General features: G+C 48.7%; 16 protein-coding genes. All 16 read left to right on the forward strand.

The genetic code is table 11. From position 1 onward, the window contains the following. Positions 1-893 (forward strand): DHH family phosphoesterase (locus tag LLG09_02715; GenBank protein ID MCE5196027.1); only part of this gene is annotated, 893 nt, incomplete at its 5' end. Beyond that, on the forward strand, positions 875-1,870 hold the full coding sequence (gene truB, locus LLG09_02720; protein MCE5196028.1) for a tRNA pseudouridine(55) synthase TruB: 996 nt from the start codon (positions 875-877) through the stop codon (positions 1,868-1,870). The genes LLG09_02715 and truB, both read left to right, overlap by 19 nt. Then, positions 1,861-2,673 (forward strand): hypothetical protein, encoded by an 813-nt coding sequence (locus LLG09_02725; GenBank protein ID MCE5196029.1) that lies wholly within the window; start codon positions 1,861-1,863, stop codon positions 2,671-2,673. Before truB ends, LLG09_02725 begins: the two co-directional genes overlap by 10 nt. A 130-nt stretch (positions 2,674-2,803) precedes the next feature. Then, a complete protein-coding gene (gene rpsO, locus LLG09_02730; GenBank protein ID MCE5196030.1) occupies positions 2,804-3,070 on the forward strand; it encodes a 30S ribosomal protein S15 in 267 nt (88 codons plus the stop codon). A 241-nt stretch (positions 3,071-3,311) separates the two neighbouring features. Then, the gene (locus LLG09_02735; GenBank protein ID MCE5196031.1) at positions 3,312-5,411 is read left to right on the forward strand and encodes a polyribonucleotide nucleotidyltransferase; all 2,100 of its coding nucleotides are present in this window, start codon (positions 3,312-3,314) and stop codon (positions 5,409-5,411) included. A gap of 137 nt (positions 5,412-5,548) precedes the next feature. Continuing rightward, positions 5,549-5,995, forward strand: coding sequence for a dUTP diphosphatase (locus LLG09_02740; GenBank protein ID MCE5196032.1), 447 nt, complete (start codon positions 5,549-5,551; stop codon positions 5,993-5,995). A 324-nt stretch (positions 5,996-6,319) separates the two neighbouring features. Then, positions 6,320-6,904, forward strand: a complete 585-nt coding sequence (locus LLG09_02745; GenBank protein ID MCE5196033.1) for a hypothetical protein — start codon at positions 6,320-6,322, stop codon at positions 6,902-6,904. Between the two features lie 20 nt (positions 6,905-6,924). Then, positions 6,925-7,992, forward strand: a complete 1,068-nt coding sequence (gene recA / locus LLG09_02750; GenBank protein ID MCE5196034.1) for a recombinase RecA — start codon at positions 6,925-6,927, stop codon at positions 7,990-7,992. Next, positions 7,989-8,471, forward strand: coding sequence for a recombination regulator RecX (locus tag LLG09_02755; GenBank protein MCE5196035.1), 483 nt, complete (start codon positions 7,989-7,991; stop codon positions 8,469-8,471). The genes recA and LLG09_02755 overlap by 4 nt, the downstream gene beginning before the upstream one ends. A gap of 213 nt (positions 8,472-8,684) precedes the next feature. Continuing rightward, entirely contained in the window at positions 8,685-10,232 is a 1,548-nt protein-coding gene (rny, locus tag LLG09_02760; GenBank protein MCE5196036.1) for a ribonuclease Y, read from the forward strand. Positions 10,233-10,389: 157 nt separating this feature from the next. Continuing rightward, complete coding sequence (locus tag LLG09_02765; protein ID MCE5196037.1) at positions 10,390-10,917, forward strand: hypothetical protein; 528 nt, start codon at positions 10,390-10,392, stop codon at positions 10,915-10,917. A 15-nt stretch (positions 10,918-10,932) separates the two neighbouring features. Further along, positions 10,933-11,721 carry a TIGR00282 family metallophosphoesterase gene (locus tag LLG09_02770; protein ID MCE5196038.1) on the forward strand — a complete coding sequence of 263 codons (789 nt, stop codon included), beginning with the start codon at positions 10,933-10,935 and terminating at the stop codon, positions 11,719-11,721. 210 nt (positions 11,722-11,931) lie between these two features. Next, positions 11,932-12,903 (forward strand): winged helix-turn-helix domain-containing protein, encoded by a 972-nt coding sequence (locus tag LLG09_02775; protein ID MCE5196039.1) that lies wholly within the window; start codon positions 11,932-11,934, stop codon positions 12,901-12,903. A gap of 17 nt (positions 12,904-12,920) precedes the next feature. Then, positions 12,921-13,139, forward strand: a complete 219-nt coding sequence (locus tag LLG09_02780) for a 4Fe-4S binding protein (protein MCE5196040.1) — start codon at positions 12,921-12,923, stop codon at positions 13,137-13,139. After that, positions 13,136-14,260, forward strand: a complete 1,125-nt coding sequence (locus LLG09_02785; GenBank protein MCE5196041.1) for a 2-oxoacid:acceptor oxidoreductase subunit alpha — start codon at positions 13,136-13,138, stop codon at positions 14,258-14,260. The genes LLG09_02780 and LLG09_02785 overlap by 4 nt, the downstream gene beginning before the upstream one ends. Next, positions 14,257-14,781 (forward strand): thiamine pyrophosphate-dependent enzyme (locus LLG09_02790; GenBank protein ID MCE5196042.1); only part of this gene is annotated, 525 nt, incomplete at its 3' end. The genes LLG09_02785 and LLG09_02790, both read left to right, overlap by 4 nt.

The following is a 14,781-nucleotide window of genomic DNA, read 5'->3' on the forward strand; positions in this document are numbered from 1 at the left end:
TGATTTATCATCAGCATCCGGATGGAGACTGCCTGGGCAGCACGGTAGCCCTGGCGCAAATGCTGCGTCAAGCGGGAGCGACCGTCCAGATTGTCGATGATGAACGGATCATTCCACGTTTATTGCAGCCTCTGTTGGAGGGGATCGAGCAGCTTTCCAGTAAAGCGATTGAAAAAGTCGGTGTTCTGATTTTAGTAGATTGCTGTGAACCAAAACGGACACCTACTTTCTGGCAAAAACTATTGGATTTGAGTGAAAGTATCCTGGTGATTGATCATCATCAAACTGCCTGGGACTGCGAATATGATGGTTGGATCAATGTCAGGGCGGCCGCGACCGCGGAAATGCTGACGGAATTGCTCTTGCTGCAACCGGAATGGCAAAATGAGAACATACGCCGCAGTTTATTCGTCGGTTTGGCTGCCGATACGGGGTTCTTTCACTATGCCAATACGACGGCGGCAACTTTTCAGGCGGCAGCTGTTTTACGGCAAAATCCCAACAGTATTTATCAGCGTTATTTTTCCAATTATACACTGCCTGAAGTGCGGGCTTTTGCTGTCGCCCTGCAGCGTTTACTGTCCGAAGAGGGTGTTTTGACTAGCTACTTCAATTATGATGAAATGCAGCAGCTGCAGGACAGTGATATCATCAGCGAGGTTATGGAAATGCTGCAGCGTGTTGACAGCTGCCGCATCGTGGCTTTTATGAAAGAAATTGATCACGATATTTGGAAAATTTCTCTCCGGCAGCGCGACAGTGAGTATGATCTGGCCGCTTTTGCCGCTGCGCGCGGCGGTGGGGGCCATCGCCAGGCAGCGGCATTTCAAAAAAGTGGCAGTTTGCAGGAAGTGCAGCAGCAGCTGCGCAGCGAATGGAAAGAAGTCAGGTAACAGACATGCATGGAGTGATCAATTTAGCAAAGCCAGCCGGACCAACCTCCCATGATCTGGTTGCTTTTTTGCGCCGACAGCTGAAAGTCAAACAAATTGGCCATACCGGTACGCTGGATCCTTTGGCTACCGGTGTGCTGCCGCTTTGTGTGGGAGATGCCACCCGTTTGGCAGAATATCTGACCGGCAGGAGTAAAACCTACCGTGTCAGCCTGCTGCTGGGCTGGCGTTCCGATTCCTACGATCTGAGTGGTTGTCTGACGGAGAGCGCGGCGTTCAGCCTCGCAGCAAACGAAGTGCTGCAGGTGCTTTCGCATTTCAGAGGGGAGCTGCAGCAAATTCCGCCGATGCACTCCGCAATTTCGGTCAATGGCACCCGTTTATATGAATTGGCACGCAAAGGTGAAAGCATCGAGCGGGAAGCCCGGCCGATACTGATTGAAGAACTGCGCCTGCTTACCGAGCTGCCGGCTGCGCTGCAAAAGGGCAGCTGTCTTGCATTGGAAGTCACTTGCAGCAAAGGGACTTATATACGGACGCTCTGTGAAGATATCGGCAACCAGTTGGGCTGCGGCGCCGTCATGCAGCAACTGCAGCGAACCAGAAGCGGGCTTTTCTGCTTGGAGCAGGCGTTTTCAAAAGAAGAGGTAGAAGAAGCATGTGCAGCCAATCAGGCAGCGAAGCTTTTCAGCAAACTGACGCCTGCGCATCTTGGCTTACCTGCCTGCATTCTGAGTGATACAATGTTGCGGGAACTTCACTTCGGACGGACGGTGTGGCTGCCCGCTGCGGCAGTGGAAGCGAAAGAAATACTCGTTTGTGATGCGGAAGGAAATTTACACGCCATTGCAGAAATCGGATTGGATACTTGCCGGCAAAACCTGGTTTTAAAGCCGCATAAAGTCTTCGTCAATCTGATCGCGATGGATCTTCCTGCAATCAAAGCGCAAATAAAACAGGTGACAGTATGCAGATAATTCATGGCTTAACGAATCTACCCAAAGGAAAGCGCGCAATTGCGCTTGGAAATTTTGATGGAATTCACATCGGACACCGTCCGATCATTGCAGCGGCGGTGCAGAGGGCGGCTGCAAAATCCTATCGCTCCAGCGTCCTGATGTTCGATCCTCATCCCATGCAAGTCCTGCAAAGGAACAGCGGCCTGCAATTGCTGACAACGCCCAAACAACGGGCTGCACTGCTGAAAAAAATGCAAGTGGATGAACTGCTTCTGGTCCCCTTCACAAAAAAGATACAGCAAATGCAGCCGGAAGATTTTGTTGAGCAGATATTGCTGGCGCGCTGCGAAGCGGCCTGTGTTTCGGTCGGATACGACTATAGCTTTGGCTGCGGCGGGAAAGGCAGAACGGAATTACTGCAAACCTTGAGCAGCCAAAAAGGTTTTGAACTGATCATTCAACCGGCAGTGGAGTATTTGCAGCAGCCCGTTTCCAGTACACGCATCCGTTCGGCGGTTGCCGGCGGCGATTTGCGACTGGCTGCGCTGCTGTTGGGCCGCCGGTATGAAGCGGAGATCTGCCTGGTTGCGCTGGAGTCGGAAACCGGCAGGCTGATCCAGACCGGAAAAATTGTCTTACCGGAACAGGGCAGCTATCCCATCTGTTTTTATCATCCGGAAACGAAACTGAACTATGCGGGCCGGCTTTCTGTGATTGGCGAACCAACGAGGGAATTTCAATTGCAATTGCCGGGATTTCCCTGGCATAAAGGAAAAATTTACGGTCGACTTACGTTTCTGTCAGATTCTCTCTCTGAATAGACCTTGCGTTCATACCGGAAATAAGCTATAATACGTTAGACATCAAGTCACGACCCAAAGCGAGGTTACCGGCGCCTCCTGCCTGTTTACTTGGCTTTTGGGACTAAAAAAATTAGGAGGAACGCAAATTATGTTAGACAAAGAACTCAAACAAGAAATCATTCAGACATATCAGCTTCACGAAGGCGATACCGGATCTCCGGAAGTTCAAATTGCCATCTTAACGGAGCGGATCAATCAACTGACCGAACATCTGAAAATTCACCGTAAAGACCATCATTCCCGTCGCGGTTTATTCCTGATGATTGGTCAGCGCCGTGGCTTATTGGATTATCTCAAAAAGGTTGATATTGACCGTTATCGTGTCATCATCGAGAAGTTAAAAATCCGTCGTTAATTTGCATTTGAAAAAACTGCCGTCTGTTTTGCTTTCAGCGACCAGATGGCAGTTTTTTTTTGACCATATTGTGCAAGGACAAAGAGAGACAAAAGAAAAAAGGCAGCGGCACAGAAGCTGCCAAAGAAGGTTTTTCGCACGAGAGAAGGGATTATTTCCACGCAAGGAAGGAAATCTCTGCGGATTGTGGAATTAATCATAGTGAATAAAAATAAGAAAGTAAAATCAACAGGAGGTACAAATGCTGCAAGAAGTAAAACGAGACATCGCCGGCAGGGCCTTGAAAATTGAAACCGGCCGTTTAGCAAAGCAAGCCGACGGAGCTGTGCTGGTCAGTTATGGGGATACGGTTGTGCTGGTCACAGCCTGCGTATCCAAAGAACCGCGTCTGGGTACGGATTTCTTTCCTCTTACCGTAGATTATGAAGAACGGCTCTATTCCGTCGGTAAAATTCCCGGTTCCTGGGGCAGACGGGAAGGCAGGGCTTCTGAGAAGGCGACGCTTTCCGCTCGGGTCACCGATCGGGCAATTCGTCCGCTTTTCCCGGAAGGTTTTCGTAATGATGTACAGATCGTCGTCACTGTTTTGAGTGTGGAGCAGGATAACGCACCGGAAGTCGCAGCCATCATCGGCGCCTCAACCGCGCTTTGCCTTTCCGGTATTCCCTTCAATGGTCCGATCGCCAGTGTTATGATGGGCTATGACGGAGAACAATTGATTGTCAATCCGACTGCCGAACAGGAAAAAATCGGCATTTTGCATTTGCAGGTAGCGGGAACCAGAGATGCGATCAATATGGTAGAAGCCGGTGCAAAGGAAGTGCAGGAAGACGTCATCATCGACGCTTTGGCCCGGGCGCATGTCGTGATCAAAGAAATCATTGCGATGGAAGATGAACTGATCGCAATGGCTGGAAAAGAACCGATGCAGGTCGCTGTTTATACCGTTCCGGCAGAAATTATGGCTGACGTGCGCACCATGGCGCTGCGTCCGATTTACGAAGCCTCTGCGACACAGGAGAAATTGGCGCGGGAAACCGCAATCGAGCAAGTCAATGCCGAAATCAAGGCTGCTTTGGCAGAAAAATATCCGGATAACAGCAAAGACATCGGCGAAGCACTGAACGAAGTCCTCAAAGAAGTTGTGCGCGATATGATCTTAGCGGGGAATCGTCCGGATGGTCGGGTGATGACTGAAATCCGTCCGATCAGTATCGAAGTAGGCGTCCTGCCGCGGACCCATGGTTCCGGTTTATTTACCAGAGGGCAGACGCAGGTTTTAACTTCCGCTACACTGGGCGCGATGGGGGATGTGCAGAAATTGGATGGTTTGTCCGAAGAGGATGATACCAAACGCTATATGCATCATTATAATTTTCCACCTTACAGTGTGGGCGAAACTCGTCCGATGCGCGGACCGAGCCGCCGCGATATTGGCCACGGCGCTTTGGCGGAGCGTGCTTTGCTGCCTATGCTGCCGGACGAAGAACAGTTTCCTTATACGATTCGTCTGGTTTCCGAAGTATTGGAATCCAACGGTTCCAGTTCGATGGCTTCCGTTTGCGGCAGTACCCTGGCTTTGATGGATGCCGGCGTGCCTTTGCAGTCACCGGTTGCCGGTATTGCCATGGGTCTGATCAAAGAAGGGGACCGCATCGCAATTTTAACGGACATTCAAGGACTGGAAGATCATTACGGAGACATGGATTTTAAAGTGGCAGGCACCGCCAAAGGCATCAACGCGCTGCAGATGGATATTAAAGTAGCCGGTTTGGATTTGGATATCATGCGCCGGGCTTTGGCGCAGGCAAAAGAAGGCAGGCTGTTTATTTTAAACAAAATGCTGACAGTCTTACCGGAACCGCGCAAAGAAATGTCTCCTTTTGCTCCGCGTATTCTGACTTTGAAAATTGATGTGGATAAAATCCGCGATGTCATTGGACCGGGCGGCAAAGTAATCCAAAAAATCATTGCAGAAACCGGTGTGAAAATCGATGTGGAGCAGGACGGCCGCATCTTCATTGCAGTGCCGGGGATGCAATATGAAAACGGGCTGAAAGCGCTGAAAATCATCGAAGGAATCACGAAAGACGTTGTGGTCGGCACGGTTTATCTGGGTAAAGTCACGCGTGTCGAAAAATACGGTGCTTTTGTCGAAGTCTTACCGGGCAAAGAAGGTTTGGTGCATGTATCGCAGCTTGCTTTGGAAAGGATCGAGAATCCTGCGGATGTTGTTTCTGTCGGCGATGAAATTTTGGTCAAAGTCACCGAAATTGATAAGCAAGGTCGGATTAATCTTTCCCGTAAAGAAGTGATTAAAGAGGATGCCATGCGTTCTTAATCTTTCACCCGGAAAAGGGACCGTTGACAGAACGGTCCCTTTTTTTACAGAATTGAATTTTCCATCCGCTGCGCTTTTACCGCAGCGCCGGGAAGCTGTTCCTGCATGCTTCGCAAAGTACAATAGGAGGAATAGTCATGCGAGGGTTTTCTTGGATTACAGCCTGTCAGGATCAAAATGCCGCGCTGCCACAGCGTAAAACGAGCGGCAGCGCCGGTTATGATCTGGAAGCTGCCCAAACCGTCACGCTGCGGCCGGGGGAGACCGCTTTGGTAGCAACCAATTTAAAAGCTTATATGCAGGCGAACGAAGTGCTGCTGATTATGATTCGCAGCAGCTTAGCTCTCAAACAAAATTTGCTGCTGGCCAATGGTGTTGGCGTGATCGATGCCGACTATTATAATAACCCGGACAACGAGGGGCATATCCTCCTGGCTGTGCGCAATCTGGGGGAGCAAGACGCGCTCATCACCAAGGGGCAGGCAATTGCCCAGGGGATTTTTACACAGTATCTGGTCAGTGAGCAGGAAGTCAACGTTTCGAGTCCGCGTCAAGGCGGTTTCGGCAGTACGGACCCCAAGTAAGCAGGCGGTATCGATTTATTTTTTTACTTTCTCTCAAAATACAACCGTTTCGCTGCCAAGCGGACTGTTCTGGCAACACAGCTGCCTTGAGCAGATGCAAAGAGTAGTTTGGTTTTAATATTGGCTGTTTTTATCTTGCTGAAATTTTGCTGTTTTTGCTGCTAAAGAATCTTCCGCAGGTTCGGGCAAATGTCATAAAAGACAGATATATGATATAATCAGAATCTTTTACAAATCATCAACAAAACGATTGCATAAATGCAGCGGATCTGCTAAACTGAATTTGCTTTCAATGAATACAATGAAAGCTTGGAGGTGATGATCTTGCGGTTTACTACAGTCGCCATGGCTGATTTCACACCGGTTCTGGTAACCAGAAAAATCGGAAAAGCAGTGAAAGACCTGCTGGCGGTAAATTTACAGGCGTCGGGCGAGCCGGAGGTCTTGATTCTGGATTTTAGAGAGATACAGATCCTCGATTTTTCTTGTGCCGACGAATGTATCGCCAAACTCCTGATCGAAATATGCGGGGACTTTTTTGGCCCGAAAGCACTTCTGCTCAGCAATTTATCGGAAGATCAGCTGGAGAATGTTGCAGCCGCTCTGTCTCAGCGTAATTTGGTAATTTGTTATCTCAGCGGAGGTCAGCTGCGTATTTTGGGCGAACTGAAAGAACCTCTCGCTGCTACGCTGGACGTTCTCAACCAAAATAAAACTGTCACCGCCAGAGAGATCGCGGATTTAATGCAGATCGCCATCAATACGGCCAGCAACCGCCTGAGTGAATTGTCAAAGCGAGGCCTGAGCCTGCGCAGAAACGACATGCCGGCTGCCGGCGGAAAACAATATCTCTATTGCAGCATCCTACCGGATCAAGCGGAACTCAGAACTGAAAACCAGAAAGAATAGGGAAAGGCAGGGATTCAAAAATGGCAACTCCGACAGCTCAAAACAAGCAGAAGGCACTCGATGCGGCTTTGGCCGGTATTGAAAAACAGTTTGGTAAGGGATCGATTATGCGAATGGGAGAAGCGGAAGCACGTTTGAATATCGATGTCATTCCGACCGGCTCATTGGCTCTCGATATTGCCCTCGGCGTTGGGGGTGTACCGCGCGGCCGCGTCGTGGAGATTTATGGGCCGGAGTCCTCCGGCAAAACAACCCTGGCTCTGCATATCGTTGCCGAAGCGCAGAAAACCGGCGGTACGGCAGCATTCATCGATGCGGAACATGCCCTGGATCCGACTTATGCTTCCAATCTGGGTGTTAATATGGACGATCTGATCATTTCACAACCGGACACCGGCGAACAAGCTCTTGAGATTACGGAAGCATTGGTTCGCAGCGGAGCTTTGGATGTAATTGTGATCGACTCGGTAGCGGCTCTGGTGCCAAAAGCGGAAATCGACGGTGAGATGGGCGACTCTTTTATGGGACTGCAGGCCAGGCTGATGTCACAGGCTTTGCGCAAACTCGCCGGAGTCATTTCCAAATCACATACCGTTGTGATCTTCATCAATCAGCTGCGTGAAAAAATTGGCGTCATGTTTGGTAATCCGGAGACAACCACCGGCGGAAAAGCTTTGAAATTCTATGCCAGTATTCGTCTGGATATCCGACGCATTGAAAGCTTAAAGCAGGGAACGGAAATTATCGGCAACAGAACCAGAGTGAAAGTCGTTAAAAATAAAGTGGCGCCGCCGTTTAAACAAGCTGAATTTGATATTATGTATGGCAAGGGAATTTCCAGAGAAGGTTCTGTCCTGGATATGGCGGTTGAATGCGAGATTATCAATAAGAGCGGCGCCTGGTTCTCTTATAACAATGAACGTTTGGGGCAAGGCAGAGAGAATGTCAAACAATTGCTGATCGACCATCCCGATTTGTTAAGCGAAGTGGAATTGAAAGTCAGGGAAGCTTATAAATTGAATGCCATCAAAGCACTTCCGGCTGAAGAAGTCTCGGAAGAAGCTGAGTTACCGGAAGAAGAAGCATGAAAACCGCGGAACAGGCTTGCCTGGCGAAATGTCTGCAGTTATTATCCAAAATGGCTTATTCCAAACGGCGCCTACGTGAAAAACTAGGTGCCGTTTACGATGCCGAAACGATAGAACGGGTGATTGCCTGTCTCGAAGCGCAACATTATCTGGATGAACCGCGTGACTGCCTGCTCTGGCTGGAGCATTATCGGCGGCAGAGTAATAAAAGTAATTATGAAATAAGCGCCTTGCTGTCGCAGCGAGGTTATGAGCGTGCCTTGATCAGGGCCTGTCTGGATAGACTGGATCCGGAAGAAGAACTCCAAACAGCTATTGTTGTTCTGCAGGGTTTGATCCGTCAGAAAAGCTCTGTTGATTCTCAGGAAAAGCAAAAAATCATGCAAAAATTACTGCGGCATGGTTTTCCAATGGATATTGTCCTGAAAGCAATGCAAATTGTTTGCCAACCGGAACTTGATTTCGATGAAAACTTTTAGAAATCGATTTCCTCATCTTGACGTGAGCTCGAATTCAGTATAAAATAGACAAGCAGAGGCGAAGGCGAAACGAATTTTCAGAGGGATGCGTTTTGCCGATGGTCAAAAGAAACCGTCCGGACCTTCTGCCAATCCGTTTTCACTGATTTAAGTTTTGTATAGACGGAATGTCACGGTTCATTGAAAATTTAATCAATAGGAGGTGTGTTAATCATTCAGGAACTTATTATAACAGGAGCAATCGCTTTGATAGCCGGAGGTTTGATCGGTTGGTTTATCGGCAAAACCTATAAAATAAAAACGGACGAAGCTCAATTGGGTTCTGCTCGGGAACAGGCGAAAGACATTTTAGAAAAAGCCATTCGCGACGCGGAAATACAAAAGAAAGAAGCATTGCTGGAAGCGAAAGAAGAAGTACATCATTTGCGGTCCGATTTGGAAAAAGAGATCAAAGAACGCCGCAATGAACTGCAGCGTTTAGAACGTCGGACGATTCAAAAAGAAGAGTTACTGGACAAGAAAACCGAAGCCTTCGAGAAAACCGAAGAGATTTTAGCCAAACGAGAGCAGGATATCGAGACGCTCAGGCTGAAGGCGGAAGAGGTTTATCAACGCCACTGGAAAGAACTGGAACGTATTTCCGCTATGTCAAAAGAAGAAGCCAGGCAATTTTTGCTGAGCCAAACAGAAGAAGCAGTCCAACAGGATATGGCGCTGATCATTCGCAATGCTGAGATACAAGCCAAGGAAAAATCGGACCGGAAAGCGCGAGAAATTGTCAGTTTAGCCATTCAGCGCTGCGCTTCCGATCATGTTGCCGAAACAACCGTTTCGGTGGTAGAATTACCCAATGAAGAAATGAAGGGCAGAATCATCGGGCGGGAAGGCAGAAATATCCGTACCCTGGAGACCCTGACCGGCATTGATTTAATTATTGATGATACACCCGAAGCAGTTATCTTATCCGGATTCGATCCGGTGCGACGTGAAATTGCCCGGGTTGCGCTGACGCGTTTGGTCCAGGACGGCCGCATCCATCCTGCGCGGATTGAAGAAGTTGTAGAACGGGCAATTCGTGAAGTAGATCAACGGATCGAAGAAGAAGGAGAGTCAGCTACTTTTGAAGTTGGAGTCAACGGGATTCATCCGGAAATCATCAAACTTTTAGGTCGGCTGCATTTCCGAACCAGTTATGGACAGAATGTGCTGAAGCATTCCTGTGAAGTTGCTTATTTGGCCTCGATAATGGCTGCTGAATTGGGAGCGGATGTTACGCTTGCCAAACGCGCCGGCTTGCTGCATGATATCGGTAAAGCGGTTGATCATGAAATAGAAGGTTCTCATGTGGCAATCGGGGTGGAAATAGCACGCAAATACGGCGAAAATGCCGAAATACTGCATGCAATCGAAGCGCATCACGGTGATGTTGAAACAAAAACGGTCATTGCTTCTTTGGTGCAGGCTGCAGATGCCATCTCGGCGGCACGTCCGGGCGCCAGACGCGAAACATTGGAAACATATGTCAAACGCTTGCACAAATTGGAAGAAATCGCTACGGAATTTGAAGGCGTTGAGCAAGCATATGCAATACAGGCCGGCAGAGAAGTGCGTATCATGGTAAAACCAGAAAAAGTGGACGAAGTGATGTCCTATAAATTAGCGCACGATATTGTCAAGAAAATCGAAGAGAATTTGGATTATCCCGGTCAGATTAAGATTACGGTGATCCGGGAAACGCGGGTGGTCGATTACGCGAAATAAGAGCATCCGCACCGCGATCGGCTGGTAAACTGTTAAGCTGTTCAGCAATCAAAACGATTGCTGAACAGCTTTTTTTAAGGACGTATTTTTGTTTGGGTTGCCAATAAGAAGGAAAACCAGGCGGGAACGTGAATATAATATAGCGAGGTGAAATTCAATGAACAATCTAAAAGAGGAAGCACCCCTTGGCGCTGCTTTTTTGATTTCCGCAATGATGATCTATCCATCTCTTTCTTCGATTTTTCTCAATACGTCCGATAAATCGATAACCCTGGATTTTACTGTGCAAAAAAACGGGAAAGAGAAAGATCACTATCAGCATGCAATCAAACAACTCAAACAGGGAATTCACTTTTTCCATATGATCGATCGGATCAGACCGGAAATCTATCAAGTGGACTTATCTGTCACGGAGTATCAGAATAAAATCAGTGTTCAGCGTGATATGAAGAGCCTGACTCCCTATGAAATCGAAGCGATCTATGATCTGTTTGAGCGCTACTTTGCGGAAGACAGTGAGGAAGAAGCGGACAATGATTTGAGCAACGAACAATGGCAGCAGCATAATCAATTATATGAAGCGCTCTACCAGTATGTTTGCCATGCCGATTTTGTGCCGATCCGCGCTTTCAGAGATTATGATGCCATCTACATCCATCAAGTAACGGAACAGAAGAAAGGCTAGGACGGCAGGCAGGAAATGCGTATTTTATTCATCGGTGATGTGGTAGGCCGGACCGGCTGCAGAATTGTGCAGGAACAGCTGCCGCAATTCAGAAGGAAAAACAATATTCAAAACGTGATCGCGAACGGGGAAAATGCTTTTCGCGGCAAGGGTCTCAGCCGCGAGATTGCCGATCAGCTCTTTGGTTCTGGAGTCGATCTGATCAGCAGCGGCAATCATATTTGGGATCAAAAAGCGGTTTTCGATTTTATCGATCAGGAAGACCGCCTGATTCGGCCCGCCAATTATCCGGCGGGGGTGCCGGGACGCGGCTGGACCAGCTGCTGGGTGGGCAGTACAGGGATACAGATCGCTTTGATCAATTTACTGGGCCGCGTGTTCCTGGCAGAAGTCGATTCTCCCTTTGCCGTGTTGGATCGCGTCTTGGCGGAGATCCCGCCGGAAATTAAAATCCGCATTGTCGATTTTCACGCGGAAGCCACTTCGGAAAAGTTGGCGATGGCTTATTATGCGCAAGGGAAAATATCGGCCTTATTGGGTACTCATACCCATGTGCAAACGGCTGACGAGCAGATCCTGAAAGATGGTCTGGCATATATAACCGATGTCGGCATGACCGGCGCGCTGACCTCGATTCTGGGGACAAAAGTGGAGCCGGTGCTCTATCGATTTCTCACAGCCTTGCCGGCGCGTTTTGAACCGGCCGAAGGTCCGGGTCAGTTCAACGCAGTCATTCTGGAAATCAGCGAGAGTAGCGGCCAAACCAGCAAAATTGAAAGAGTCAACTGGAAGGAAAATCTCTAATGGCACTTTCCAGGCGGTCTGCTATTCAGGCAATTTAACTTATAATAGTCCATATTGGACTATTATAAAGAGCCAATGAACTCTGAGCACAGAAATAGACAGAATGAATATTGTGATATTAAAAGGTTTTTGCAAAGAAAAAGAGAAATATGAGAATGATTTCTGTTTCTAGTCTGCTTTGCAGACCAATATTGGCTTAAGGAGGAAATTGTGGACCTGTCCAATATTTATCTAGACAAAAAGAATGGTGTGCCACTTTACCTTCAGCTTTCAGAACAACTGAAAAGCATGATCCTCAGTGGTACTCTTTCCACCGGCGAACGCCTTGCTACGGAAAGAACAATGTCGGAGAAGCTGCAGGTCAGTCGGAACACGATCAGTCTGGCATACTACGAATTAGAATCCGAAGGATTAGTGATTTCACGGCAGGGCAGCGGCACTTATGTGGCAGATTTGGAGCGCCGTCTTCAGCAAATCGACCGACGGCAGGCTTTGATGATGTCGATCGATAATGTCATCAAAGAAGCAGCGGAAAATGGCTATACCCTGGAGGAATTCACCAGCTTATTTTCCGGTTGTATCCGTGAGTGCCAGGGCCATTTTAAAAAAGTCCATCTTATTTTCATCGAATGCAATCAGGAACAGGCAGATTATTTTGCCAAAGAGATCGAATTGGGTTCCGGTGTTACCGTTGAACCGGTCTTGCTGGAAGATTTACAAAGCAAACGGGATTCTTTGCAAAAAGCAGATCTGATCGTCACGACTTTCTATCATTTAGAAGAAGTGATCGCATTTATGCCGGAACGCCGGGATACCATTTTGGGAATTGCCCAAGATCCTCAGGTGGATACGATTGTCAAGATCGCTACCCTATCCAAGACGGAGAAAATCGGTTTGGTTTCTTCTTCGGATATATTTGCCACAGATGTCATTCGCTCCATTCAGAATTCCGGTATTCCGGGTTTGAAATTTGTCAGAACAACTTCCAGAAATCCGGATATTGTCCGACAATTGATTGATTCGGTCGAAGTTGTCATCGTGTCACCCGGACGCAAAGAAGAAGTGCAGAAACTGGTGGGACGCCGCCCCATTGAGGTGATTGAATTTATTTATCGCCCGGATATGGGATCAATCAACCTGCTCAAGAATGCTGTGCTGCGTTTGCGTGACAGGAAAGACTAAAGGAGGTATTTTGTGTTATGGACAACAATCCAAAGAATCGGGTTGTGACGATCAATGAAAAATGGTGCAAGGCCTGCGGAATCTGTATGGCTTTTTGCCCCAAAAAAGCGCTGACACCCCAAAAGAACGGAAAACCGACGTGGAATCGTGATTTATGTATCCGCTGTGGTCAGTGTGAAATGCGATGCCCCGATTTCGCCATTTATTTGGAAGACGGGAAGGAGGAGAAAAAATGACGAAAGCAAAACTGATCCAGGGTAATGAGGCCTGTGTGGCCGGCGCCTTAGCGGCCGGCTGCAGTTTCTTTGCCGGCTATCCGATCACCCCATCGACGGAAATTGCCGAATTATTAGCGGAAAATTTACCGAAAACCGGCGGCAGGTTTATCCAGATGGAAGATGAAATTTCCAGCATGGGCGCCGTGATCGGTGCCAGTCTGACCGGCAGAAAATCAATGACCGCAACCTCCGGTCCGGGATTTTCTCTCAAACAGGAAAATATTGGCTTTGCCGTTATTACGGAAGTTCCCTGCGTGATCGTCGATGTGCAGCGTTCCGGTCCCAGCACCGGCGTTCCGACTGCGCCTGCCCAGGGTGATGTGATGCAGGCCCGTTGGGGAACGCATGGTGATCATCCGATGATCGCACTGTCTCCCTCTTCTGTACGCGAGACATTTGACTTAACGGTGCGCGCCTTCAATTTATCCGAAAAATATCGTACTCCCGTTATTCTTTTGTTGGATGAAATCGTCTCCCACATGCGCGAACGTATGGAAACACCGGAAGCAGGAACGTATGAAGTGATCGATCGGATCAAGCCGACTGTTTCGCCGGCAGATTACTCCGCTTATGATGCACCCGAGGACGGCGTTGCTCCTTTGGCTCCCTTCGGTACCGGTTATCATTATCATGTTACCGGCCTGACTCATGACCGGACCGGTTTTGCCACTACGAAAGCACCGCAGGTTGATTATATGCTGCGCCGTCTGCACAATAAAATCGAGCGGCATTTGGAGGATATTCTGCAATGGGAAGAACTCTACTGTGACGATGCCGAGATCGTTCTCGTTGCATATGGCTGCACCGCTCGTTCGGCCAAAGCGGCTTTGCAGGAAGCTCGTTCTGCCGGTTATAAGGTTGGTCTGTTCCGCCCCATAACAATTTGGCCTTTCCCGGCAGACGCTTTGCTGCGTGCCGCCAAAGGTAAGAAGGTAATTGTACCGGAAATGAACTTAGGACAATTACGTTTGGAAGTAGAGCGGGTGCTCAAACAAGAAATCATTGGCGTAAACCGTGTCGACGGGGAACCGCTCAATCCGCAGGAAATCATTGATGCAATTAAGGGGGTGCAGGCATGAGTAACGGCAGAGAATTCCTTCGGGAAGATAAAATGCCTCACATCTGGTGTCCCGGCTGCGGCAATGGCATCGTCATGCAGCAGGTGCTCAGAGCAATTGAAGAATTGGGTTTAGACGTTGATAAAATAGTGCTCGTCTCCGGTATTGGCTGTTCCTCACGCGCTACCGGTTACTTGGATTTCAATACACTGCATACGACACACGGCCGCGCGCTGGCGTTTGCGACCGGTGTCAAGTACGCCAATCCCGAGTTGACGGTGATTGTTCTGACCGGCGACGGCGACTGTACCGCTATAGGCGGCAACCATTTGATTCATGCCTGCCGACGCAACATAGATTTGACTACCGTCGTCTTCAATAACTCGATTTACGGTATGACCAGCGGTCAGTTTTCTCCGATGACGCCCACCGGAAGCTACGCGACCACAGCGCCTTATGGGAATATCGACCGCAATTTTGACCTGTGTAAATTGGGTCAGGCTGCCGGCGCTACTTATGTCGCCCGTTCTACTACCTATCAC

Source organism: Negativicutes bacterium (assembly GCA_021372785.1).
In the GTDB taxonomy this organism is placed as follows: domain Bacteria; phylum Bacillota; class JAAYKD01; order JAAYKD01; family JAAYKD01; genus JAJFTT01.